This window comes from Bradyrhizobium sp. SZCCHNS3052 (genome assembly GCF_032484495.1).
Taxonomy (GTDB): domain Bacteria; phylum Pseudomonadota; class Alphaproteobacteria; order Rhizobiales; family Xanthobacteraceae; genus Bradyrhizobium.
The window spans coordinates 655,219-679,758 of the sequence record NZ_JAUETB010000004.1; the positions used below are offsets into that span (position 1 = coordinate 655,219).

A 24,540-nucleotide genomic window follows, 5' to 3' on the forward strand; every position below is an offset into this window, starting at 1 on the left:
AGCGCCCAATGCCGCATTGCGGTAAGCGCATGGGGGACTGCACCCTGGCGGCAGGTCAGCTTGGCGCACCGACGGGCGCATCATCCTCCGCTGTCGTCCCGGCCTTGAGCCCGGACGACACCCATTCTTGGCGCGAATTGTGGCTCTCATCGGCGCTCGACTGCAGGCCTCGACGGCGGCGCAGCCTGTCGCCCTCAGAAATCTCCGTGCAACCGCCCGGAGAAGATCGACACCGGGCCGCGGTCGGCGTTGTAGGCGGGGTTGTTGACGAACTGGTAGTCCGCCGTGAAGGTCAGGTATTTGTTGATCGAGTAGGCGTAGTAGGCCTCGATGATGTTCTCGCGCCGATAGTTCAGCGCACCATCGCCGATCAGCGGGCCGAGGCCGCCGGCGGCGAGGAAGGCGCGGTGGTCGCGCGACAGCCCGTTGGTCACGCCGGCGAGGCCGATCGTATCATCGGGACGGCCCCAGCGCGTGCCCTTGATCGAGGTGCCGAACGACAGGCTGTTGTCGATGTCGGTGAAGGCCATGATCTCGGTCTTGCCGTCGTTCCAGCTCCAGCGGCCGAACAGGCCGAGCTCGTCTGACAGCGCCTGGTCGAAAGAGACGACGTAGCCGTATTTGGGGCGGCCGCGGCGGGTCTGGGTGATGTCGGCATTGAGCGCGGGATTGTCCAGCGTCTCGCGGTAGCTGCCGGAGAAGGTGTTGTTGAAGAAGCCGATGGTGCGCAGGTGGCCCGGCTGCGAGAACAGCTGATAGCGCGTCTCCAGCTCGACGACATAGCTGCCGCGCCTGAACACGTTCGTGTCGAAATTGTTGGAGTTCGAGGTGGCGTCGACCAGGAAATAGCCGGCGCGCAGCGCCCAGTTCCTCTGGTTCAGCTCGGCGGTGGCGCCATAGGTCAGGCCGAGCTTGTCGGCGGCGTAGTCGAAGGCGCCGGGCGCCCAGATCGACCAGTTCATGAAGTCCTTGCGCGCATCCTTGGCGTAGGCGTTGCCGTCGAACACGTCGAGCACCGGAAATTTGCCGATCTGCACCGTGAGACGCGAGATGTCCTGCTTGCCGGACAGCTGCAGCTGGCCGCTGCCGAGCTGCTCCTGCTCGCCGCCGAAGCCGAAGGTCTGGCGCAGGAACAGCCGCGAGGTGTTGTAGTGCGGATAGGGGAAGTCGGACTTCTGCGCTTCGCCATTGGGGAAGCCGCCGAGTCCGACGGTGTTGCTGAGGCCGAAGCCCTGCAGCAGCTCGGGATTGTAGTAGACCTCGCCGCCGTCCCACAGCCGCGCGTTGATGTACAGGCTGTTGCTCCAGGTCTCCTGGAATTGGCGCGCGGGTGTCAGGCTGTTGGCGCCGGTATAGGCGGCGCGGAACGCCGGATAGCCCTGGCCGATCACGGTCGCCTGGCCGTGGATCTCCCAGCGGTCGGATTCGGGATCGGACGGATCGCTCTTGAGCTTCAGGTCGGGACCGCTGGCGAAGTCGAGCTTCCGGTTGAGCCCGACCCGCAGGGTCTGGAAGTCGAGTTGCGAATTGTAGCTGGCGCCGTTGGAGAAGCGGACGCCACCGTTCTCGAAATGGCTGTAGAGATATTCGAGGCGCCAGCTCCAATGCGGTGCAAAGCTGCGTTCGATGCCGGCGCCGGCGGCCCAGCCGAGCCGCGTCGTCAGCAGTTTCTCGGTGTCGCCGGCTGCATTGGTGTTGATGAAGCGGCCGCCGGTCCAGGCAAGTCCGCCGGTGGCATAGACCAGCCAGTCGCCCCTGATGTAGCCGACGCGGCCGCGGGCGGTGGCGACATAGTCCCACAGCTCCGAGACGTTCGAGCCGGGCGTGCCGAGCATCGCGACGGTGTGGTTGGAGGTGAGATAGTTCGGAAAGCTGAAATCGCCCTCGAGCCCGAGCAACAGCCCGGAGCGGGTGACCCAGTTGTAGCCGGCCTGAACGCCGCCAGTGAGACCGCTGAACGGGCTGCCGCTGCTGACCGTGCCGCTCGGGTCCGTCAGGGTCGCCCGGCCGTGGTCACGTGTATAGCCGGCATGGACGCCGACATAGATGCCGGTCCAGTCGAACACCGTCTGCGCCATCCGGGCCTTGACCGGCAGGTCGGCGGCAGCGGCGGGGGCAGCGAGCGCGGCGATCATGGCGCCGGCCGCGATCACTTCCCGGGTGCAGTTCGAACGGATCATGGCGGCGGATTCCCAAGGCAAGGCAAACGACACAGGCAACGTCACAACTGATTGCCCGCGCACAGTCACGAGAAGATTACGGAGTCGTCGATGTTTGATCGGAAGTGTGGATGACACGCGGCAATTCAGGGATGATTTATATTGCGATTAATTCGCAAGAGCAAGCGTGGGGCGATCTGACCCGGTTTCTGATCGAGGGTGTGGCGCCCACGCAACAATCGGCCCGCCCGGGCGGCCGGGCGGGCTGTCGAGATCGCAGATCGGGGCAGGTAGACGCCCGGCCTTGGCGAATTTGGCGAGGCGAGCCTTGGCCGCGGCTGGGCGGGGCGCGACGAACGCCGCAGCATCAATAGCCGCAGGCCCTGACCCGGCCGACATACTGGCCGTAGACGTTGTACTGCGGCACCCGGCGGCAGTACCGATAGCCACCGCCATAGTAGTAGCCGTCGTTGCTGGCGGCGATGGCGCTGCCGACGACGGCGGCTCCGACGAGGCCGGCACCGACGCCCCAGCCCCAATGGTGATGATGGAAGCCGTTGGCCGCGGCAGGCGTCGACGTTGCGGCGATGCTGCCGGTCACGGCGAGAGCGGTCAGCGCGAGGGCGGCAATCTTGGTCTTGATCGACATGGTGAAGGCTCCTGTTTGTTGTTGCGGCAGCCGGCGTCGGCCGCTTGCCAAATTGGACGGAGCCTTTTCGAAACCGGTTCGAACCGCCTGATCGCGATCGACGCCGTTCGAAGATTCATCAGAAGATCCAGAGTGTTATCTTTGGCTCAGCCGCCCGGCAGGGGGCCGCGGCGAAGCGTATTCACGTCGAAGTTATCGACGTCCTCCAGCAGCGCACAGAACGCCCGCGCGCCGTGGTCGAGCACGCGCTCGCCCTTCTCCGCCGACGCCTGCGTGGCATCGCCGACCGCGCCGCCCGCATTCAGGTCCTGCGTCTGCCAGGCCATCGGCGCCGGCCGCTGCGTCGAGAGCACCTTGTAGGTCGTTTCCATCTCAGCGCCGCGCGAGGGAAAAGCGGCGATGGCATCGCTGCGCACCAGCGTGGGATGGCGGGCCAGCATGATCGAGGTCTCGACGGCGCCGCCGTGAATGCCGTGCCGCAGCTCATCGGGCGAGAACAGGCCGTCGGGCGCACCGAAGCGCGACCACGACGTCGTCACCACCAGCATGCGGTGATCAGCGCGCAGATCCTGTGCGACCAGGGTCATCGCGGCACTGTTGCCGCCATGGCTGGAGACGATCACGAGCTTCCTGATCCCGGCGCGCGCGACGCTGTCGCCGAGCGCACGCCAGCTCCGCAGCGCGACCTCGGTCGGCATGGTCAGCGTGCCCGGATAGTCGATATGCTCGGTCGAGATCCCCACTGGCTGCACCGGCAGGACCGTCACCGGCAGCGACGGCGGCAGCAGCGCGCGCACCTGGGCGAGATAGGCCTCGGCGATGTAGACGTCGGTGCCGAGAGGCAGGTGCGGGCCGTGCTGCTCGGTGGCGGCGAGCGGCAGCACTGCGATCCAGCGCGCGCTCTCGGGCGTTCCCGCCTCGGGCGTTGCCAAAGCGGGCCAGTGCAGCTCGGTCCAGTCGCGGGGCGGCAGGGTCATCGCGCGGGCAGTTTCCTTCGTCCGTGGGGCAGGGTAGGTATCACCCGAACGATCTTAACATGTTCAGCCAGAAAGAACCGGGGAGACCAGACATGGCGCAGGCGCTTCTGCCGCGAACGTTAATGGCGGCATTGCTGGTCCTCGGCGGGACTTTGGGCGGGATGATTTCGGCGGCCCATGCCCAGACCCTGGACAAGGTCTCGTTCGGCACCAACTGGGTTGCCGAGGCCGAGCACGGCGGCTTCTTCCAGGCGGTCGCCGACGGCACCTACAAGCGCTACGGTCTGGACGTGACGATCGTGCCGGGCGGTCCGAACGAGAACAACCGCATGCTGCTGATCTCGGGCAAGATCGAGTTCTTCATGGCCGCGAACACGTTGATGTCGTTCGACGCGGTCGCCAACAACGTGCCGGTGGTGTCGATCGCGGCGATGTTCCAGAAGGACCCGCAGGTGTTCCTGACCCACCCGGAGTCCAGGATCACCAAGCTCGACGAGCTGAAGCCGCTCACCCTGTTCGTCTCCAAGGAAGGCATCTCCAGCTACTATCAATGGCTGAAATCGGAATACGGTTTCTCCGAGAAGAACGTCCGCCCCTACACGTTCAATCCGCAGCCCTTCATCGCCACGCCGCAGAGCGCAATGCAGGGCTATGTCACGTCGGAGCCGTTCGCGGTCGAGCGCGCCGCCGGCTTCAAGCCCGGCGTGATCCTGCTCGCAGACAACGGCTTCAACACCTATTCGACCCTGATCGAGACGCGCCGCGACTTGATCGAGAGCAAGCCGGACCTGGTGCAGCGTTTCGTCGATGCCTCGATCATCGGCTGGTACAACTACATCTACGGCGACAATTCCGCGGGCAATGCGCTGATCAAGAAGATGAACCCGGAGATGACAGACGACCTGCTGGCCTATTCGGTCGCCAAGATGAAGGAGTACGGCATCGTCGATTCCGGCGACAGCGTGGAGAAGGGCATCGGCGCCATGACGGAGGAGCGCATCGCCAGCTTCTTCGACAAGATGGTGCGGGCCGGCGTGGTCAAGTCGACGATCGACTATCGCAAGTCCTACACGTTGCGTTTCGTCAACAAGAGCGTCGGCATCGATCTCCGGCCGAAGAAGTAGGACGCTTGAGCGGCACTTTCAGCAAATGAGCTCACCCCTTTCGTCCGAGCGCGCCGTTGCGACCGCGGTACGCCTGCGCGGCGTCACCAAGGTGTACGAGTCCGGCGTCGCCGCGCTGGGGCCGATCGATCTGACCATCGCCAAAGGCGAGTTCGTCTCGCTGCTGGGCCCCTCCGGCTGCGGCAAGTCGACGGCGCTGCGGCTGATCGCAGGCCTCGCGCGCCCGAGCGGCGGCGCGGTCGATGTCGCGGCGTCCGCGTCCGAGACGCATCCGGGCCATCGCATCGGCTTCGTGTTCCAGGAGCCGACCTTGATGCCCTGGACCAGCGTGCGCGACAATGTCGGATTGCCGTTGAAGCTTGCGCATGTCCCGGCCATGGAGGCGCGGCCGCGGATCGATGCGGCCTTGGCGCAGGTCGGCCTGTCGGATTTTGCCGATGCTTTCCCGCGCGAATTGTCCGGCGGCATGAAGATGCGCGCCTCGCTGGCGCGGGCGCTGGTGACGCGGCCCGACATCCTGCTGATGGACGAGCCGTTCGCGGCCCTCGACGAGATCACGCGCTTTCGCCTCAACAACGACCTGCTGGCGCTGTGGCGCAGCCTGAACATGACCGTCCTGTTCGTCACCCATTCGGTGTTCGAGTCGGTCTACCTGTCGCAGCGCGTGCTGGTGATGACGGCGCGGCCCGGCCGGCTCAGTGCCGAAATCCGGATCGACGTCGACTCGCGCGATGATGCGTTCCGGGCCTCGCCGGACTACGCCGCATACTGCCGTCGCGTCTCCGACGCGTTGGCGCCGGCCTACACCGGAGTGCATGCGCTGTGAGCGGTGCCTCCGAGCGAGCGACATCCGTTGCGGGCGAGCGGCTGGCGAGCCTCGCCTTTCCGGCCTTGGTTTTCGTCGCAGCGATGACGGCGTGGGAGTTGGTGGTGCGCGTCAACGGCATCCAGCCCTATGTGCTGCCGGGCCCGCTGCTCATCCTGAAGACGTTGGTTGCCGACTGGGACATTCTGGCGCAGTCGCTGCTGACGACACTGGTCACCACGCTCGAAGGCTTCATCGCTGCCGCGCTCGGCGGCATCGCGCTGGCGCTGTTGTTCAACCAGTCGAGATGGCTGGAATGGGCGCTGTTTCCCTATGCCGTGGTGCTGCAGGTCACCCCCGTGATCGCGGTCGCGCCGCTGCTCCTGATCTATCTGCCGCAGCAGACCGCGGTGGTCGTATGCGCCTGGATCGTCGGCTTCTTCCCGGTGCTGTCCAACACCGCGCTCGGGCTCAACTCGGTCGATCGCAATCTCGCCGGCCTGTTCCAGCTCTACGGCGCCTCGCGCTGGCAGACCTTGCGCTATCTGAAATTGCCCGCCGCTCTGCCCTACATTCTGGGCGGTCTGCGCATCGCCGGCGGCCTGTCGCTGATCGGCGCCGTCGTCGCCGAGATCGCCGCGGGCAGCGCCGGCGCGGGCTCAGGGCTCGCCTATCGCATCGCCGAATCCGGCTATCGTCTCAACATACCCCGCATGTTCGCAGCGCTGGTGCTGCTGTCGGTCGCCGGGATTGTCATCTATGGCTTGCTGGCGCTAGTTTCGCACCTCGTTTTGCGGCGCTGGCACGAGAGCGCGCTTGGAAAGGACAACTGATGGCGGCTACTTCGTCTGACAAGATCGATGTTCTGATCTATGGGCCGCTGCGGCCGATCCTGGAGAAAGGGTTCCCGGACGGCTTCACCGTGCACCATGCGACGACGCAGGCCGATCTCGAAGCGCTGCCGGCGGACGTGAAAGGGCGGATCCGCGGCGTCGCCGTGACCTTCCACACCGTGAAGACCGATGCCGCCGTGATGGCGATGCTGCCGAAGCTGGAGATGATCGCAAGCTTCGGCGTCGGCTATGACCATATCGCGGCCGCCCATGCCGGCCAGCACGGCATCATTGTCACCAACACGCCGGACGTGCTGACCGAGGAGGTCGCCGACGTCGCGCTCGGTCTGCTGATCGCCACCTGCCGCGAGTTCATCAAGGCCGACCGCTTCGTGCGCTCCGGCGAGTGGACGTCGAAGCCCTATCCGCTGAGCGTCGGCTCGCTGCGCGACCGCACCGTCGGCATGGTCGGCATGGGCCGCATCGGCCAGGCGATCGCGCGCCGGCTCGAAGCCTCGCTGGTGCCGGTGGTCTATCACTCGCGCAACCCGGCGGCGGGCGTCACCAACAAGCACTATCCCGACCTGCTCGCGATGGCCAGGGACGTCGACACGCTCATCGTGATCGTGCCCGGCGGCGCCGGCACCAACAAAATCGTCAACGCCGAGGTGCTGAAGGCGCTGGGGCCGCGGGGCGTCGTCGTCAACGTCGCCCGCGGCTCGGTGATCGACGAGCAGGCTTTGGTCGCGGCGCTGAAGTCCGGCACGATTCTCGGGGCCGGCCTCGACGTGTTCGAGAAGGAGCCGGCGGTACCCGACGAGCTCAAGGCGATGGACAATGTCGTGCTGCTGCCACACATCGGCTCGGCTGCCATCGTAACCCGCAACGCGATGGATCAGCTGGTGGTCGACAATCTCAAGGTCTGGTTTGCCGGCAAGCCGCCGCTGACGCCCGTTCCGGAAACGCCGGTGAAAGGCCGCTGATGAAACGCTCGCTCCCAATGCTGATCGCGCTGCTGTCGTCAGTGGCGAGCGTCCCTGCCGTCGCGCAGGACGCCGCCGGCCTGAAGAAAGCGATGATCGGGCAGTGGGAGCTTGCGACCACCGAGCGCAGCAAGACCTGTGTCGTGACCCTGAAGCCGGACGCGGCGCCGCGCGGGCAGAAGCTCGAGCTGGAGCCGAGCTGCGCCGCCGCGCTGCCCTTCACCAAGGACATCGCCGGCTGGAACGTGAAGGGCCTCGACATCGTCAGTCTCCAGGCCGCCAATGGCGAAGCGGTGATCGACTTCACCGAGGTCGAGGCCGGCATCTTCGAGGGACTGCGCCAGGGCGAAGGCGTCTACATCCTGCAGAACCTGGCGGCGGCGCGGTCGCTGGCGAAATCGATGGACCAGATGATCGGCGACTGGGCCATGGTCCGCGGCAATGGCGCCACGATCTGCAGCCTGGTGCTGACCAACAACGACGCCGGCCACGACAATTTCCAAGTGTTCGTGAAGCCGAAATGCGACCCCATGATCGCGGCGTTCGCGCCGAGCCAGTGGCGGCTCGAGCACGGCCAGATGATGCTGATGTCCGACCGCGGCGAGACCTGGCGGTTCGAGGCGGACGACAATGCGCAGTGGCGGCTGGTGCCCGACAGCGCCAATCCGCTGATCATGCTCAGGCAGTAGGACGAGACGCGCGCCGTTGAGCGCCCTTGCCGCGCGGCGGGCAAGCTTCTTCCGGCATCGGATTTGGTTAACGGCCGGTTACACGCCTGTTCCACTGATTGGAACTTGTTGTTTACGCATCTTGCGTCTGATGGTTGTACTCCATCGAGGGGGACCGCCATGCGTGAGTTGTTGCGCCGGTTCAACAGGTCGCTGCCGTCGTTCAGCCTCAACGACAAGATCTCTGCGGCTGCGGCCGCGTTCGCCGTCCTGGTGATGCTGTCGACACTGGGCGCGCTGTCGGCGCTGCGCGAGCAGCGCCTGTTCTACGATCGGCTCGAAGCGCTTTCCATTGCAGCCCACAACATCGAGCGCACCAACGCGCTGATCTACGCGGTCGTGATGGAATCGCGCGGCATCTACATGTCGTTGGACCGCACCGTCGCGCGGCGCTACGCCGATTCGCAGCTTGCGAAGATCGCGCAGCTGAGCAAGGTGGTCGACGAATGGGAAAGCCGGGTCACAGATGACGACGCCGCGCTGTTCGCCCCGTTCAGGAAGCGGATCGATCAGTTCGTCGCATTCCGCACCGAGATGGCGCGGCAGACGATCTCGGTCGGATCGTCGGTGGCGCGCGAGCTCGGCGACAATGACGAGAATCGCGCGGTGCGCACCGCGCTCAACGAGGACCTCGAGAAATTGTCGCGGCTCTATGCCGACCGCACCCGCGAGCTCGGCGAGGCGGCCGACGCGCGCGGCATGGCCGCGTTCTATCTGGGCGCGCTCGGGGCGGTGATCATCCTGCTGATCGCGGCCGCGGCGCTGGCGCTGCGCTGGGGCGTGCTGATGCCGCTGCTGGACATCGCCCGCGTCACCGACCGCATCGCCGCCGGCCGCATCAAGCTCAAGATTCCCCATGCGCGGCGCCATGACGAGATCGGACGGGTCGCCCATGCGGTGGAGACTTTCCAGAACGGCGCCTTCCGGATTCAGGAGCTCGAGCAGCACGAGGTCGAGATCGAGCGCCAGCACGCCGACATCCTGCGCGAGCACGAGCGGCTGGAGCAGGGCGCGCTCAGCAACCAGCAGCGTCTGGATGCCGCAGTCGCCAACATGGCCCAGGGCCTGATCATGCTCGACAGCTTCGGCTATGTGCTGATCGTCAACGAGCAGTACCGCAAGCTCTACGGCCTTCCTGCCTCGGTTGCGAAGCCCGGTGCGCATGTACGCGAGATTCTCGCACATCGCGCCAAGCTGGGCCTGCTGCGCGAGAAGCCGTCGGAGTTCCTCGCCGCGCTACGGGAGCGCATGAAGGAGCGAAGGGCCGAGATCGTCGAGGTCGAGCTCGCCGACGGCCGCATCATCCGCATCTCGGAGCGTCCGATGGACGGCGGCGGCTGGATCGCCACTCATGAGGATTTCACCGCGCAGCGCCGTGCCGAGCGCAAGCTCGCGCGCGCCGAATATTTCCTCGCCGCATTGCTGGAGAACATCCCGCAGGCGGTGCTGGCCAAGGATGCGCAGTCGCTGCGCTACATGTTCGTCAATCGCGCCGCCGAGCGCCTGTTCGGCGTGCCACGCACCGACATCATCGGCCGCACGCCGGGCGAACTGTTCTCCGCGCCGACCGGCGCAATCCTCGAGGAAGCCGCCCGCGACCAGCTCGCAGGGCGCGGCGACGATGAGCCGCGAGCCCATAGCATCCTCACACCCGGGAACGGTCCGCGCGACATCGTCGTGCGCCGGCTGCCGGTCTCGATCGGCGAGGGCGAGCCGAAATATCTCCTCAGCATCATCGAGGACCGCACCCAGGATCAGCGCGTGGCGGCATGATGCGTCACGTGGCAAGGCCGTGGATTGCCCTGCCTTGACGTCGCCTTGATCTGCATCAAGAACGGCCACGCCGGGCGGACTAGCGTGCCCGGAACGGAGGCCTGTCCATGATCCGACGTCTGGGGATTCCCTTTGCTACCCGCCTCGGCGCTGCGGCGCTGCTCACGCTCGCCGTCGTCGCGCCGGTGCATCAGGCTGCCGCGCAGGACGTACTCGGCGGAGCGATCCTCGGCGGCGCCGGCGGAGCGATCCTGGGCGGCGCGATCGGCGGCGGCCGGGGCGCTGCGATCGGCGCCGTGATCGGGGCCGGTACCGGAGCTGCAATCGCGGCCGATGGCGAGCGCCGTCGTGGCGGCTATTATTCCTATCGCAATGGCTGCTATTTGCAGCGCGGCGACGGCTCATGGGTCCGCGCACACCCGCGCTACTGCTACTAAGCCTTATCCGCCGGTCGAATCGGCCGCTTGGCGGCGCAACGAACGCGCGGCCGGTGGCTTTGTCGCGCGCTCCAGCGCGTTGATGACGCGCGGATCCTCGCAATGCGCGACGTTGAAGCGCATCATCGTCGCGGCGGATTGCGCCGCGCTGAAGACGTCGCCGGGCGCGAGCACCACGTGTTCATCGAGCGCGGCCTGGGCCACCTCGATTGCCGTACAGCCGTCCGGCAACCTGCACCACAGATGAAAGCCGCCGCGCGGCATCAGCCATGGGGCGATACCGATGCGCTGCAGCCGTGCCGCCACGCGCGGCCGTGCTCGCCCAAGCCGTGCGCGCAGTTCCTCGACGTGCTTGCGGTAGCTGCCGCTGGTCAGCACCTGGGTCAGGGTCTCCGCGGCGAATTGTCCGGGACCGCCGAAGCCGGTCGCGATCTGCAGGTCGATCAGCGGTTCGATCCAGTCCGCGCGCGCCGCGATGTATCCGCAGCGCACCGAGGCCGACAGTGTCTTGGAGAAGCTGCCGACCAGGATCACCCGCGTCAGCCCGTCGAGTGCGGCGAGCCGCGGCGACGGCTCGGGTTCGAAATCGCCGTAGATGTCGTCCTCGACGATGATCGTGTCATGCGCCGACGCGGCGTTGAGCAGCCGGTGCGCCGTCTGCAGCGACAGCGTCGCCCCAGTCGGATTGTGCAGGCCGGAATTGGTGATGTAGAGCCGCGGGCGCTCGGCCGCGAGTATCGCCTCGAACTGCGCGATGTCGGGTCCGCCCGGCGTCATCGGCACGCTGATGATCCGCGCCTGATGCGCGCGCAGCAGCGCGAGGAAGTTGAAATAGCAGGGATCGTCGACCAGCACGGCGTCGCCGGCACGCAGCAGCATGCGGCAGATCAGGTCGATCGCCTGCGTGCCGGACGAGGTCAGCACCAACTGCTCGCTGAACGCGTCGATGCCGATGCCGGCAAGGCGGCCCTGCAGCAGCCGTCGTAGCGCCGGCGATCCTCGCGCTCCGCCATAATCGCTCAGAACAGGGCCGGCGCTGCGCGCCAGCGCGCGGACCGCGCGCCGCAGCGCGTCCTGCGGCATCCACTCGGCCGGCAGCCAGCCGCAGCCGGGCGTCAGCGTTCCCGGTCCGGCGTCGAGCGACTGCCGCGACACCCAGAACGGGTCGACCGCGCGCGGACGGCGCGGCTCGCGATCGGCGAGGGCCAGCGGCGGCAGCGCCGTGTCGGCGACATAGAAGCCGGAGCCGCGCCGGGCACGGATCACGCCCTCGGCGGCGAGCCGGTCATAGGCCTCGACCACCGTGGCCGGCGACACGCCCATCGCCGCGGCGAAGGCGCGGATCGAGGGCAGGCGCTGGCCGGCGCTGAGCGCGCGCGTCGCCAGACGCTGCCGGATCGCATCGACCACGGCGATGGTCCGCGAGCCGCCTCGGCGGGAATCGGGCGTCCCTGGTCCCAAGTGTGTTGCCCTTTGCATCAGTACAGATTGTCAAAATTGTATCGGTCTGTCGCTGCCGCAACAAGCCCGATCGGGCTATGGGATCTGCAAGGAGGAGCCGTGCATGAAGGGATCGATCGAAGGCTGGGGGAGCGGCATCATCGGCATGACGATCTTCAGCGGCTCGCTGCCGGCGACGCGGGCGGCACTGGAGGGTTTTTCGCCGCTGTTCCTGACGGGCGCACGCGCGACGCTCGCGGCCGTGCTGGGCGCGCTTTGTCTCACGCTGTTGCGGCAGCCGCTTCCCGGCCGGCGCGACCTGATGTCGCTGGCGGTCGTGTCGCTCGGTGTCGTCATCGGCTTTCCGCTGCTCACCGCCCTGGCGCTCCAGCACATCACCTCGGCCCATGCGATCGTGTTCGTCGGTCTGCTGCCGTTGTCGACCGCCTTGTTCGGCGTGCTGCGCGGCGGCGAGCGGCCGCGGCCGTTGTTCTGGCTGTTCGCAGCACTTGGCGCTGCGGCGGTCTCGGGCTTCGCCCTGTCGCGGGACGGCGTCGCGGCGCCGATCGGCGATCTCGCGATGATCGCTGCGATCGTCGTCTGCGGCCTGGGCTATGCCGAGGGCGCCATGCTCACCCGCCGGCTCGGCGGCTGGCAGGTGATCTCGTGGGCGCTGCTGTTGTCTGCACCGCTGATGCTGTCGATGGCGGTGCTGACGCTGCCCGGCGCGTCACACGACATCACGGCCGCGGCGTGGCTGGGCCTCGCCTACGTCTCCGTCTTCAGCATGTTCGTCGGCTTCGCCTTCTGGTACCGCGGGCTCGCGCGCGGCGGCACTGCGACGGTGGGCCAACTGCAACTGCTGCAGCCCTTCCTCGGCCTCGGTTTCGCGAGCCTGCTGCTGCATGAGCCGGTGTCGGCAACGATGATTGCCGCAGCCGGAATCGTCGTCCTCTGTGTGGCAATGGCGCGCCGCTGGGCATGAGCCGTCGGCGGCTATTTGCGATGATAGAGTCCAGTGAAGCTGACGCCGGCACCGCCGCAATCATTGTTGTCCTCGACCAGCAGAAGCGCGCCGATTCGCTGCAGGCGCACGCGGCACTCGTCGCCGGCATTCGGCCGCTCGAACGGTGTGCTGCCGTCGTCGACGAAGGCGATCAGGCCGCCCTTGGGCTCTGCCGTCGCGCCGAGCGATCCGTTGCGCAACTCGCGCCCGGCCGGCAACACCTGATCGCCTTCGATCCTGAGCCGGTTGCCGGCCTCCTTCCTGATCGTCAGTCCCCCTCCAGGGTGCTCCCAGCTTCCGGACCAGTCGGCCGTCGCCGGCGCGGCCATCGGCTCGACAGCGGTGAGGGCTGCGCGCGGCAACCAGCCGGTGGTCCAGATCTGGGCCTTCGCATGCGGCTGCTGGTAGCTGACGCAGACGAAATCGCCGCGGGTCCTTCCGATCAGCACGAGGTCGTCGCGGACGAGGTAAGCCTTCTTCCGGCAGGCGTCGGTCGCAGCGGGACAGCCTGCGGCCTTGAAGTCATCGTCATAGGGGCTCTTGACGAAGTTCACGCGTGGCTGGCCGCTCACTTTGGCGACGACGAGCGGCCGCGCATCGTCCCAGCCGATGCCATTGCAATTGGCGGGATCGTTGGCGTCGTAGGCAGCCGCCGCCGTGACGGTCAGGACGCTCAGGATCAGTCCGATGAAGGGCGCGCGCATCCGTCATTCCTCTCCACGCTTCGCCCGCATTAGCCGGCGCGGGAAGACGTCCGGTTCAAACCGGCCCGACGTTTCGTCCATCCCGCGGCGATCTTTTGGCAGCTCCGACCGCAGCACGCTGCATGCGTCGTCTCGTCGGCGTCGCGCCTTCACATCACCCCGATGCTCTTCAGGCTGGTGTGGCCATTCCTTCCGACGATGATGTGGTCGTGAACCGTGATGCCCAGCGGCTTGGCGATCTCCACGATCGTCTTGGTCATCCGGATGTCGGCCTGCGACGGCGTCGGATCGCCCGAAGGGTGATTGTGCATGAGCGTAGCGCCGCAGCTATGTAATTGAAGAATAAAGGATTTAGCAGGCCGACCATCAAGCGGGGGACGGAGAGTGGGGACGGTAGTGCACGCCAAATCGTGATCATCACGCCTGATCAGGCCCAGTCATCGGTGATCGTCCTGGCGCACGGCAGGACACCATGTTTCTCTTGTCCCAAGCATCGAGTTCGCCAACCGGATATAGGACCGCTTTCCCGATTTTGACGAAGGCGGGTCCGACGCGCATCGCTCGCCAGTTGCGAAGGGTCCCGACGCTGACCGCGCCACGGTAGCGCTCCGAGACTTCCTCTGGCGTCAGATATTTTCGATCGTCCATTGCCGCACTCCCGATCACGCGACCATGAATTCAGTAATTCACGGTCCTGACCGCTCTCGGAAGCTGGATGCATTGTCGATAGTGAAAGAGAAGGCTAACGGCCACGCAAAGGCGTATCGTCCACGTCAACCCGAGATCGAGCCGAATATTTCGACGAGATCGAGCACGTGAAAATCACGAAGGACATGCTCGAGCCGAAGGACCTCCGGAAGATCCTTCTCGTCAGCCCGGATCGAGCTCGGAACTCGGACCCGCGGCGTTTTCACAGAGTTAGGGTCAAAAGCGACCGTCACAGCGCAATCGCGTTTTGGTCCGCTTTCCCTCCAACACCGGACGCAGCCGGCGTCGGTGGCAAGGTCAGAGATGGACCAGAAGCGGAAGTATCCGCGAGAGTAGCGGATGCCCGAGGCATTTGCCGCGCTCCAGAAGTCGAGTAAAAATCCAATCAGAACTCGTAGCCCTTCTGACCGATGGCTTGCCAGTTGCACCAACTTGTGCTCGGGGGCATGTTTTTAGAGTCCTACGCCACTTGTACGGTTCTCTATCTGAGCCAACAATCGGGAGGCACGAACAAGGTCTTGCGTACCAAACCCTTCGGTGAATTCGCCAAAAATCGGAGCGAGCAATTGAACCGCGTCTATCTCGCGGTTTGTCGCCGCCCAATGAGCGGCGAGGTCGGTGGCGATCCGAAGCGCGAAAGTTAACGCGCCGATAGCGCGAGCTTCAGCCAGCGCCTCCTTTAATAGCTTTTCAGCGCGGACTGTTTCGCCATCCTCAAGAAGGATAGATGCATTGACTCGCTGAAGTTCCGAGCGGCACCAGCGCTCGCCCTGCCTTTCCTGATAGTCGATGGCGCGCGTGACGGCGTCACGCGCTTGCGCGATCCGCCCTTGCCGCAGATAAGCACGAGCGAGGAAAGCCAGATAGCTGCCGATCCGCATCAGAAAGCGGCATTCGATCAGTTCGTCAATCGCGGCCCGAATATCCTCCACCGCGCGCGGATCGCTGCGCAATTCGCGCAGGCAGGCGGAGAAATAGCGCTCGACCGAAACCCAGCGCCAGATGCGCTCGCGTTCCAGATTGCGACGCAGGCGTTCCGTGAACATATCGAGCGCGTCAAGATCGCCGATTTCAAGCGAGATAGGAAGTGCGGCGAGCCCAAGTGCGTTCGACTGCGACACCCAATGGCCACCGCGGTCCGCAGCATCAACGGCCTCACGCGCCAGTCGAGCGGCGTAGTCGGCCTGCCCCTGCATCCACACTACAAAAGGCATGTTGGTGCGGACGGTGATGAAGCGGTAGACCTCATTCGCATCCTTGCGCGAACGCCCCCGGACTAGCGAATGGGTTGACGCGAGACGATCGAGAACCGGGCGGCTTTTGCTTAATTCGCCGGCGAAGGCGTGGGCCCAGGCCAGGGCCTTGTCGGCTTCGGATGTCGCCGTCGAATCGGGGTCTCGGTCGGCCAGCGAGGTGGCCTCCTCGAGATAAGTGATGGCACGTGCGATCTCGCCGATCTGGAGCAGATAGAACGCAAAACCCGTCAGCGCGCGCTGCTGAAGGTCGACACTGTCAGCACGCCTTGCGAATGCGATTGCGTCAAGCCAGGTGACTTCGTTCTCGTTCGAACTCTTGCGGGCGTAGAAGAGGCTCCATCCGAGGGCACAGGCGAGCTTTGCCTTGGACAGATCGTCGCATGGAACGCGCTTGGCCAACGCGAGTGCGACCTCCAACCGCGCTTGCGCCTCCGACAGGATGGAGGTCTCCGACCACAGGGTGATCGCAGCAACCGCAAGCCTGATTCCGAGGATGTCATCGCCCTGCTCGCCGAACGACCATGAAAGCGCACTTCTCAAATCGGCAATGCGGCCAAGGTAGCGCTCGGTCCAATCGGTCGGCTCGCGCCATTTCCAATCCTCCTCGGATTGCTCGAACAGCGCAGCCATGCGCTCCGCATGGCGGCGCATCGCCCCGCTGCACGCCGGATCGCCCCGACGCCGCTCGGCGGCATAGCGACGCGTGCTATCGAGCAGCCGGTAGCGCAGGCTCGCGCCCCGCGCCTGCGCGCTCAACAGTGATTTGGCGACGAGACTGCCGAGTGCGGTCGCGACGTCGATCGGCGTGAGACCTGCCGCTTCCGCGACGAAGACCGCATCCTCGTGCTCGAACCCGTCACTGAACACTGACAGCAGGGCGAAGAGCCTGGCTTCCGTCTGCGACAGCAGCCGGTAGCTCCAATCGATCGTTGCCATCAGGGTTTCATGGCGCGGCGGCCCGGCGGCGGCCCCGGTCGCGCTAAAGCCAAGCCTCTGATCGAGGACGACCAACAGCTCCCGCGGGGTGAACCTGCCGATCTGGGCGGCAGCCAATTCGATGGCTAGGGGAAGCCCGTCCAGCGAATGACAGACCGCTGCGATGGCGTCGCAATCCTCGTCGACGAACTCGTAATCCGACCATTCGGCGGCGCGTCGAACGAACAACTCCACCGCCGGGAATCTGACGGCCTGATCCACCGACAGCCCAAGGCCTGAACTCGGAGCAGATAGAGAGCCAAGCCGCACGACGTGCTCAGTGGTGGTGCCGAGCGGCTCGCGACTCGTGGCAAGCAGCCGGGATGGCGATGTGTCCGTCATGAACTTGCTGGCAAAGATCGTGGCGGCTGGCAGCACATGCTCGCAATTGTCGAGGATGAGCAGCATCTGCCGCGGCCTCAGATAGTCGAGGACAGCAGCCAGCCCCATGTCCGTATTGCCTCGGATACCGAGTGCCGTCACGAGCGCCGCGCCGAACAGAGTAGGATCGGAGATTGTCGCGAGATCAATGAAGCAGACGCCGTCGCGATACCTTGACACGAACGCCTGGGCGACGGCCAGGGCTACGGTCGTCTTACCGATCCCTCCTGCGCCGGTCAGGGTCACGTGCCTGTCCTCGGCGAGCAGATCGGCGATTTCAACGATATCGGCTTCGCGGCCGACGATGCCGCGCGGCGATGGCGCATGCGAAAGCGGGAGCGGATCGGCCAGCGCAGGCTCCCCCTCGATCTCGCCGATGCCGACCCGGACATCGGCGATGAACTTGTACCCACGCCGCGCCACGGTCGCGATGTAGATGGGCTCGATCTGGGTATCTCCCAGCGAGCGCCGCAAGCTCCACATATTGACCTTAAGATTGCTGTCGTGGACGAACGTGCCCGGCCAGGCTGCCGCCATCAGCTCGTTCTTGCTGACCAGCTCGCCGCGGCGCTGCACCAGCAGCCGCAAGAGCTCGAAGGCGCGTCCGCCAATCTTGACGGGGCGCTCGTCTAGAAGAAGCAACTGACGGCCGGGGACCAGTCGAAACGGGCCGAAGCTGAATGTCAGCTTCTGTCGAGGTGCGCCCCGTTGCCGTCTGGCCGTCCGCATTTCGCATTGCCAATCGATCGAAGAGATCGCTTGGTATTATCATGCACTGCAAACTTGTTGAAGTGAGCCGTTCTGACTTTCACGACCGCTGCGCAAAACCACGCGGGTGTGGCTATTTTTTTGGCTTGCGAAGAACCGCTGTGCTCACAATCTCGACGCTTCATTGGTCGGAACCTCGGCGAACCACCCTCTCACACCCACTTCAACCGGGGAGCGGAGCTGCGGAGTTGACGAGCGCCTGCGAGCGCAGCTCGCGCCAGAAATCGACGGGGACGACTTCCTCGAGCGCGGCGCGATCCTCGGCAATGCGGCCTGGACGGCTCGCGCCGGGAATGACGGCAGCCACCACCGGGTTAGCCAGCACGAACTGGAGGCCCGCCGCCTTCATGCTGATGCCGTAGCGGTCGGCGATTGCCTTGATCCTCCCCACCTTGTCGATGATTTCCGGGGGCGCCGGCGCATATTCAAAATTCGGGCCGCCGACGAACGCGCCCGAACTGTAGGGGCCGCCGACGACAATCGCGAGCTCATGCTCCGCAACCATCGGGATCACACGCTGAAGCGCCCTCGCATGGTCGAGCAGCGTGTAGCGGCCCGCGAGAAGGAAGCCGTCGGGGCGCGGCTCTTCCAGCGCCAGCAGCAGTTCGATCGGCTCGACCCGGTTGACGCCGAGGCCCCACGCCTTGATCACGCCTTCGTCGCGTAGCCGGTCGAGCGCCTTGAACGCCCCCTTGCGTGCGCTTTCGAACACCGAAAGCCATTCGTCGCCGTAGAAGTCCTGCGCCACGTCATGCACGAAGGCGATGTCGATGTGGGAGGTCGCGAGCCGCTTCAGACTGTCTTCGATCGAGCGCAGCGTCGCGTCTTCGGAATAGTCGTTCACAATCTTGTTCGGACGCCCGTATTTGAACACATCCCCCTTCTCGCCGAGGTCGCGGGCGCCGACATCCTCGATCTCGTCCAGGATCAATCTTCCGACCTTGGTGCTGACGACATAATCGCTTCGCGGCCGGTCGGCGAGCGCGGCGCCCATGCGGATCTCGGCAAGACCCGCGCCATAGAAGGGCGCGGTGTCGAAATAGCGGATGCCGTCGTCCCAGGCCGCACTCACCGTCGCGAGCGCTTCCTGCTCCGGGATGTCGCGAAACATGTTGCCGAGCGGCGCCGCGCCGAAGCCCAATCTTCCCGGCAGAATATTCTTGAGGGCCATGTTGCGTGTCCTCGTCTGCGACAGGCAAGTCCGCCCGTGCGCGGCGCCGCCCGTCTCATTCGGTCGCGGAGGTATCCGCGCTTCTGATGAAGGCCGCGACCTCGCGCGGATGCGACAGCATCACCGCGTGGCCGCTTTTGATCTCCGTCACCTTCGCGCCCGAGCGCTTGGCCATGGTGCGCAGCCAGGTCGGCGGGATAATGTGATCCTCCATCGTGACCATGTAATAGGTCGGCTTGGTCTTCCAGGCCACGCGGTCGACCTTGGACTGCACCGCCTGCAATCCAAACGGCAATTGCGCCGCAGCCATGAAGCGCGCGGTCGCAGCGTCGACGCCGCCGGCGAAAGAGGTCGGGAATTTGTCGCGGTCGACGAAGATAAAGTTGCCTTCGACGACGAGCGGACCCTTTTGCTCGCCGGCGGGCACTGAGCCTTCCGACAGCGTGCTGACAGACTCTCCGGCGTCGGGAGCATATGCCGCGAGATAGACAAGGCTCTGAACCTTCGGATTGTCGCCGGCCTCCGTGATGACCATGCCACCATAGGAATGTCCGACGAGGATGACCGGATGCCGCGCCTTGGCGATCACGCGTTCGGTCTCCGCGACATCGTCACGAAGCGAGATCGTCGGCTGCTGGACGACGAGCACTTCATAGCCCGCATTCGAGAGAATGTCGTAGGTGTCCTTCCAGCCCGAGCCGTCGACGAAAGCGCCGTGGACAAGGACGATGGAAACGGTCTTCTCGGCGGCCACCGCGGGGACGGCCGTTGCGATCGACATTGCAACAAGCGCGGAAATAAGCGGCTTCATAGCAGGCTCCGATCCTTGATACGGCGACATTGCCGTTTGATGAGCTTCATTAGCGCAGCTGAGAAGTTGCGGTATTCCCGATTCCTGCGCGACGATGGACGCATCTTGCTCATCTTCGATGAGAGCAGCTTTCGAAGCGGCGGTGCGCGTGCTCCAACCTTTTGCTTTGCTTGCCTTTTACTTCTTTTAACCGTGCCGCCTCTGGACTTCGCTATCGGTCCTTGTGAGAAATTCAGGATCGGCGTGGCAGCGGGCCGGGGCTGCACTCATTTACCGGATGGAATGATCGCTCTCTTGCGATACGGGGCCGGGATTCGCCGCAACTTGCGGAGGTCGTGATGGCACTCGTGACTCATGGAGATCAGAAGTACCAGAACAGCGAGAAGCTCGCGGCGGCCAACGATTGGCCAGGGCTGAGCATCGAACATCGCAAGTTCGAAGCGGGGCGCCAGGCGACGCCGGTGCCTATCTGCACCGAACTGGTAATGCTACTGTCCGGCGGCGGGATGGTGTGTCGCACCGGCAACGGTGAAGTCCAGAAAAGCCTCGCGCGCCCCGGCATGAGCTACCTCGTTCCGGTCGGGACGCAGGAGAGCCATCTCGAGCTTTCGGACCGGATGGAGTGTCTTCACCTCTACCTCCCGCCGGCGCTGCTGGACCAGAGCGCGCTTGCGGACTTCAATATCGATCCGGCAAGGATCGAGATCGCCTACGCCCACGGTCTGACGGACCAGGTGCTCTTCCACATCTGCTCGCCGCTTCGGGATCTGCTTCATCGTCCGCGCCAGTCGACTGACGCGCTGTTCGTGGAGGGAATTCAAGTCGCGCTTGCAGCGCATCTCCTGGGCAACTATACGATCGACCGCTGGCGTGCGCCCGACAGGTCTCCGTCGCTCGATCCACGGCGCCTGCAGCGCGTGCTCGATTATATCGAGTCGTCTCTGGGAGACGAAATCAGACTCGAGGATCTGGCGGCTCAGGCCTGTCTCAGCCCCTATCATTTCTCCCGGCTGTTTCGCGAGGCGACGGGATTGTCACCGCACCGATACGTGACCGATCGGCGCGTCCAGGCTGCGCGGCACGAGCTCGCGCGCAACCGACTGTCGCTGGTCGAAATCGCCCTGGAGTTCGGTTTTGGCTCGCAAGCAAACTTCACGCGCGTCTTCCGCAAGGCCGCAAGCCTTACGCCGGGGCAGTATCGCGAGTTGTGCTGCGGCCAGATCGAGGTGAATGCCGATCGTTCCGATGCGGAGTACCGCAGGGATTGCTCATGATCCCGCAGGATTCGGAAATACGGTTCTGGGCCGCGCGGGTAGTGTCGTTGCGGCGCTCTTCGACTTTATGGATACCTCCAGGAAACGAATCATGACTCAACACGTCCTGTTTATCGTCAGCAACGCAGCGGTGATCGGCCCGCAAAATCGTAAGACGGGCTTCTTTTTCGCCGAGGTCGCGCATCCGTTCGATGTTCTTGACAAGGCAGGCATCGCCGTTGAGTTCGCTTCCTTGAGAGGCGGATGGACGCCCTACGATGCCTACGACGAGAAAGATCCTGCGGAAAAGGCCTTTCTTGAAAGCAAGGCTTTTCGCCGCCTCAATCGCAGCCGCAAACTTGCCGAGGTGGATGCTGCGGATTTTGATGCTATTCTCGTGCCCGGCGGGCTCGGGCCGATGGTCGACATCCAGCGTAACCCCATCGTTCAAAATGCAGTCGTGCGCGCCTGGAGCACGGGAAAATTCGTGACGGCCGTTTGTCACGGTCCGTGCGCGCTTCTCGGGGTGGACCTTGGCGATGGCAAGCCATTCGTGCAGGGCAAGAAGCTGACTTCGTTCTCGAAGAAGGAAGAGTACGACTACGCGCGCGAAGATGTTCCCTACGAACTTGAGGACGCCCTGCGGGCAGAGGGCGCCGAATATACGTCCGTGGCAAACTGGGAACCTCACGTTGTCGTCGATGGACGTCTCATCACCGGCCAGAATCCCGCCTCAGCCGGGCGCCTGGCAAAAGAGCTGCTGGCAGCACTGAGAAAATTATAAGACAGGCAGCCGAACATCGCCTGGCTGAACTGAAGCCAGCAGTCACTCTGAAAAGTTTTGGTCGATCGCGATGCCGTCGAAGATTACTGCTCTTCTGGTTGCTCACCCCGGCAAAAGCGATGAGCTGAGAGAACTTCTGGTCGGCCTTGCGCCGCATTGCAGGGCAGAGCCCGGTAATCTGCGTTGGGACGTTTGGCGCGACACTTCGAACGATCATCGTTACGTCCTTGATGAGCTCTACCGAGATATCACTGCGGTCGAAGCACATCGCGCCTCGCAACATTACCAGGCCTACTTGGCCAGGGTTCCCGAACTGGCCGAACGTACGGCAGTAATCGCGGAATCCGTAGACGTGAGATAATCGGGTTTGAGGAACGACGTACCGTATAAAGGAGTTGCCATGCGCCTTTCTTGCGCGACTCTCATCGCCTTAACCATTGTAAGCGCACATCCATCGCTCGGGAGGTCCACGGCTTCTGCATGTGGACCGGGGGCAACGCCCGCTCATCGTTGCGGGCCAATGCCCGACGGCAGCGTAGGCGATTTAACCGTTCATTACCGCACGGCCGCCATCAGCGGCGTGAACGTGTTCTACCGCGAAGCTGGGCCAGCAGATGGGCCCGTCGTTCTCCTTCTGCACGGCTTTCCGACGTCCTCACACATGTTCCGCAATCTGATTCCGAATCTAGCCCACCGATACCGTATCATCGCGCCGGATTACCCCGGCTTCGGGCAAAGCGATGCGCCGGATCGCAACCGCTTTTCCTATAGTTTTGCGAACTATGCCGAGATGATCGACGCCTTGCTGAATCAACTCGGAGCGAAACGCTACACCATGTACGTCATGGATTACGGCGCACCGGTCGGCTATCGCCTCGCCCTCAAGCATCCGGAGCGCGTGACTGCCCTCATCATCCAGAACGGCAACGCTTACGAAGAAGGATTGCGGGAAGCTTGGGACCCGATCAAGGCGTATTGGAGGGAAGGAACGGAGGAGCGGAGGAATGCGCTTTCATCCCTCGTCTCTCTCCGCGCGACTAAATTCCTATACACCGATGGCGTCCGCGATCTGACGCGCATAAGTCCTGACAATTGGGTGCAAGACCAAGCGCTGCTGGATCGTCCCGGCAATAAGGACATTCAGCTCGACCTGCTCTACGACCACGCGACCAATATCCCGCTTTATCCGGCGTTCCAAGCGTTTTTCCGCGAAAGGAAGCCGCCCGCTCTAATCCTCTGGGGCAAGAACGACAAGGTCTTCGCTGAAGCCGGCGCACATTCCTATTTGCGCGACTTGCCAGACGCCGAGTTACACATCCTCGACACCGGTCACTTCGCACTTGAGGACCAACTCGACGTGATGGCGCCGCTGATCAGCGACTTCCTCGACCGAACGAATGAACGGCCCTGACGCAAGACTTTCGCACGAACTTAAAGGTAGCCGATCTATCACGACGCCCCACAACACGAAAGGAATTCCTGTGAACTATTTGGCATCTCTGCTGGCAATGTGCGCGCTCGCTATCACGTCGAACTCCGCGGGAGCTCAGCAACAGAAAACGACATCGGTCGTCCTTGTGCACGGCGCGTTTGTCGATGGCTCAGGCTGGCAAGCGGTATACGATCTCCTTAAAAAGGGCGGATACGAAGTGCTGGTGGTCCAGAATCCGACCATCACGCTCGAGGGTGACGTCGCCGCCACGGAAGCCGTGATCGCAGCAGCCAAATACCCTGTTGTGCTGGTTGGCCACTCGTATGGCGGCATGGTGATCACACAGGCTGGCGACAATCCGAAGGTCAAGAGCCTGGCTTACATCGCGGCCTTTGCGCCGGACGCTGGCGAATCTGCCGCATCCCTGAATGACTGGCCGGCAGAGCCTGGCGAGGCGAAGGCGCCCCTGCTGCCGCCGCAAGACGGTTACCTGCTGGTCGATCCCGTGAAGTTCCCGACTTCCTTTGCGGCGGATTCCCCTGCGGCGCTGACTGAGTTCATGGCGGCCGCGCAAGTGCCATGGGGACTGAAAGCCGTCGAAGCCAAGACCACAAAAGTGGGCTGGAAGGCAAAGCCGAGTTCCTTCCTGATCCCGTCTCAGGACCGCATGATAACCCCCAGTTCACAGAGAAAGATGGCTAAGCGAAGCGGTGCGCGAGTGGAAGAAATAAATAGCAGCCACGCAGTGATGCTGTCTCATCCGCGGGAGGTGGCCGCGTTTATCGAGTCTGCCGACCGGTAATCGACGCAAAACGGATCAACTTATTCGAGGCCTAGCGACGCTAATGAAGACGGCGGGTTGTGTGCTGATGGGTCAGCGCAGGATGCATCAACCTCGGGGCGCGCGAAGGATTATGGCCTTCGTACGCCAAGCCCGTCGTACAGCTCGTCTATCCGCAACCAACGAAGCGCGGGCGCAGGTTGTTTGTCCTCTCAGCGATGCCCAGACAGATCGCAATTCTGATCGCGCATATGCTCGGCCCAGCGCTGCAAATACATTCAGCAACTGGATTGATTAGAACAGGCTGGGGTGCGTCATTCGCTGGCAGAGTGCTTTCGCGAGTTGCGGCTATAGCGTGTGGAAGCAGCTGCTCAGTATCGTCTGGTGATAGTAACCGATTGCTGGTCTAATTCGCCAAAATTTCTCTATACCGTCCGCGTGGGCTAAGGAGCCGTTGAACAAAGTGCGGATGTCTCTGGACCAAAACCAGTCTTTCGCCGGGGATGCTGCCGCTGATCGGCTTTGGGTCGATTCCGTTGAAAAAGTCGGCAGTAGTTTCGTCGTGAACGCCATCTGTTTCGAGGACGAATTGGCGCGTTGTG

Annotated in this window: 23 protein-coding genes; 13 read left to right on the forward strand and 10 right to left on the reverse strand. The window is 64.2% G+C overall.

Going from position 1 to position 24,540, the window contains the following annotated elements; translation table 11 throughout:
* Positions 1-194: 194 nt before the first annotated feature.
* The 3 genes from QX073_RS17855 to QX073_RS17865 form a co-directional block, all read right to left on the reverse strand.
* Positions 195-2,180, reverse strand: a complete 1,986-nt coding sequence (locus QX073_RS17855) for a carbohydrate porin (protein WP_316226111.1) — start codon at positions 2,178-2,180, stop codon at positions 195-197.
* A gap of 346 nt (positions 2,181-2,526) precedes the next feature.
* Positions 2,527-2,808, reverse strand: a complete 282-nt coding sequence (locus QX073_RS17860) for a hypothetical protein (RefSeq protein ID WP_316226112.1) — start codon at positions 2,806-2,808, stop codon at positions 2,527-2,529.
* A gap of 146 nt (positions 2,809-2,954) precedes the next feature.
* Complete coding sequence (locus QX073_RS17865) at positions 2,955-3,785, reverse strand: creatininase family protein (protein ID WP_316226113.1); 831 nt, start codon at positions 3,783-3,785, stop codon at positions 2,955-2,957.
* Positions 3,786-3,907: 122 nt separating this feature from the next.
* Here QX073_RS17865 and QX073_RS17870 point away from each other — a divergent pair, with 122 nt between their 5' ends.
* The 7 genes from QX073_RS17870 to QX073_RS17900 all read left to right on the forward strand — a co-directional run bounded on the left by QX073_RS17870 (position 3,908) and on the right by QX073_RS17900 (position 10,468).
* Positions 3,908-4,909 carry an ABC transporter substrate-binding protein gene (locus QX073_RS17870; RefSeq protein WP_315752323.1) on the forward strand — a complete coding sequence of 334 codons (1,002 nt, stop codon included), beginning with the start codon at positions 3,908-3,910 and terminating at the stop codon, positions 4,907-4,909.
* A 25-nt stretch (positions 4,910-4,934) separates the two neighbouring features.
* The gene (locus QX073_RS17875; protein WP_315752258.1) at positions 4,935-5,735 is read left to right on the forward strand and encodes an ABC transporter ATP-binding protein; all 801 of its coding nucleotides are present in this window, start codon (positions 4,935-4,937) and stop codon (positions 5,733-5,735) included.
* 83 nt (positions 5,736-5,818) lie between these two features.
* Positions 5,819-6,547, forward strand: a complete 729-nt coding sequence (locus QX073_RS17880) for an ABC transporter permease (protein ID WP_315715432.1) — start codon at positions 5,819-5,821, stop codon at positions 6,545-6,547.
* On the forward strand, positions 6,547-7,530 hold the full coding sequence (locus QX073_RS17885) for a 2-hydroxyacid dehydrogenase (RefSeq protein ID WP_315825482.1): 984 nt from the start codon (positions 6,547-6,549) through the stop codon (positions 7,528-7,530). Before QX073_RS17880 ends, QX073_RS17885 begins: the two co-directional genes overlap by 1 nt.
* 92 nt (positions 7,531-7,622) lie before the next feature.
* Positions 7,623-8,219, forward strand: coding sequence for an AprI/Inh family metalloprotease inhibitor (locus tag QX073_RS17890; RefSeq protein ID WP_315715433.1), 597 nt, complete (start codon positions 7,623-7,625; stop codon positions 8,217-8,219).
* A gap of 159 nt (positions 8,220-8,378) precedes the next feature.
* Entirely contained in the window at positions 8,379-10,031 is a 1,653-nt protein-coding gene (locus QX073_RS17895; RefSeq protein WP_316200507.1) for a PAS-domain containing protein, read from the forward strand.
* A 107-nt stretch (positions 10,032-10,138) separates the two neighbouring features.
* The gene (locus QX073_RS17900) at positions 10,139-10,468 is read left to right on the forward strand and encodes a hypothetical protein (RefSeq protein ID WP_315715302.1); all 330 of its coding nucleotides are present in this window, start codon (positions 10,139-10,141) and stop codon (positions 10,466-10,468) included.
* A 3-nt stretch (positions 10,469-10,471) separates the two neighbouring features.
* Here QX073_RS17900 and QX073_RS17905 read toward each other — a convergent pair whose 3' ends face one another.
* On the reverse strand, positions 10,472-11,947 hold the full coding sequence (locus tag QX073_RS17905) for a PLP-dependent aminotransferase family protein (protein ID WP_315752255.1): 1,476 nt from the start codon (positions 11,945-11,947) through the stop codon (positions 10,472-10,474).
* An 85-nt stretch (positions 11,948-12,032) separates the two neighbouring features.
* Here QX073_RS17905 and QX073_RS17910 point away from each other — a divergent pair, with 85 nt between their 5' ends.
* Positions 12,033-12,893 carry a DMT family transporter gene (locus tag QX073_RS17910; protein WP_315715304.1) on the forward strand — a complete coding sequence of 287 codons (861 nt, stop codon included), beginning with the start codon at positions 12,033-12,035 and terminating at the stop codon, positions 12,891-12,893.
* Between the two features lie 11 nt (positions 12,894-12,904).
* Here QX073_RS17910 and QX073_RS17915 read toward each other — a convergent pair whose 3' ends face one another.
* The 6 genes from QX073_RS17915 to QX073_RS17940 form a co-directional block, all read right to left on the reverse strand.
* On the reverse strand, positions 12,905-13,618 hold the full coding sequence (locus QX073_RS17915; RefSeq protein WP_315752254.1) for a hypothetical protein: 714 nt from the start codon (positions 13,616-13,618) through the stop codon (positions 12,905-12,907).
* A 149-nt stretch (positions 13,619-13,767) separates the two neighbouring features.
* Complete coding sequence (locus QX073_RS17920; RefSeq protein ID WP_315752322.1) at positions 13,768-13,962, reverse strand: JAB domain-containing protein; 195 nt, start codon at positions 13,960-13,962, stop codon at positions 13,768-13,770.
* Between the two features lie 73 nt (positions 13,963-14,035).
* Positions 14,036-14,266 carry a helix-turn-helix domain-containing protein gene (locus QX073_RS17925; protein WP_083938734.1) on the reverse strand — a complete coding sequence of 77 codons (231 nt, stop codon included), beginning with the start codon at positions 14,264-14,266 and terminating at the stop codon, positions 14,036-14,038.
* A gap of 512 nt (positions 14,267-14,778) precedes the next feature.
* Complete coding sequence (locus QX073_RS17930) at positions 14,779-17,667, reverse strand: ATP-binding protein (protein ID WP_315706375.1); 2,889 nt, start codon at positions 17,665-17,667, stop codon at positions 14,779-14,781.
* 202 nt (positions 17,668-17,869) lie between these two features.
* Positions 17,870-18,877: an aldo/keto reductase gene (locus tag QX073_RS17935; protein ID WP_316159289.1), complete on the reverse strand. Its 1,008-nt coding sequence runs from the start codon at positions 18,875-18,877 to the stop codon at positions 17,870-17,872.
* Between the two features lie 55 nt (positions 18,878-18,932).
* Positions 18,933-19,688 (reverse strand): alpha/beta fold hydrolase, encoded by a 756-nt coding sequence (locus tag QX073_RS17940; RefSeq protein ID WP_015669966.1) that lies wholly within the window; start codon positions 19,686-19,688, stop codon positions 18,933-18,935.
* Between the two features lie 338 nt (positions 19,689-20,026).
* Between QX073_RS17940 and QX073_RS17945 the strand changes: the two genes are divergently transcribed.
* The 5 genes from QX073_RS17945 (at position 20,027) to QX073_RS17965 (ending at position 23,959) form a co-directional block, all read left to right on the forward strand.
* Positions 20,027-20,962, forward strand: coding sequence for a helix-turn-helix domain-containing protein (locus tag QX073_RS17945; RefSeq protein WP_015669965.1), 936 nt, complete (start codon positions 20,027-20,029; stop codon positions 20,960-20,962).
* Between the two features lie 91 nt (positions 20,963-21,053).
* The gene (locus QX073_RS17950) at positions 21,054-21,725 is read left to right on the forward strand and encodes a type 1 glutamine amidotransferase domain-containing protein (RefSeq protein WP_015669964.1); all 672 of its coding nucleotides are present in this window, start codon (positions 21,054-21,056) and stop codon (positions 21,723-21,725) included.
* A 70-nt stretch (positions 21,726-21,795) separates the two neighbouring features.
* Positions 21,796-22,086 carry a putative quinol monooxygenase gene (locus QX073_RS17955; RefSeq protein ID WP_315706373.1) on the forward strand — a complete coding sequence of 97 codons (291 nt, stop codon included), beginning with the start codon at positions 21,796-21,798 and terminating at the stop codon, positions 22,084-22,086.
* A 159-nt stretch (positions 22,087-22,245) separates the two neighbouring features.
* Positions 22,246-23,136 carry an alpha/beta hydrolase gene (locus QX073_RS17960; RefSeq protein ID WP_316226114.1) on the forward strand — a complete coding sequence of 297 codons (891 nt, stop codon included), beginning with the start codon at positions 22,246-22,248 and terminating at the stop codon, positions 23,134-23,136.
* Positions 23,137-23,233: 97 nt separating this feature from the next.
* Complete coding sequence (locus tag QX073_RS17965; protein ID WP_042340409.1) at positions 23,234-23,959, forward strand: alpha/beta hydrolase; 726 nt, start codon at positions 23,234-23,236, stop codon at positions 23,957-23,959.
* Positions 23,960-24,540 lie beyond the last annotated feature (581 nt).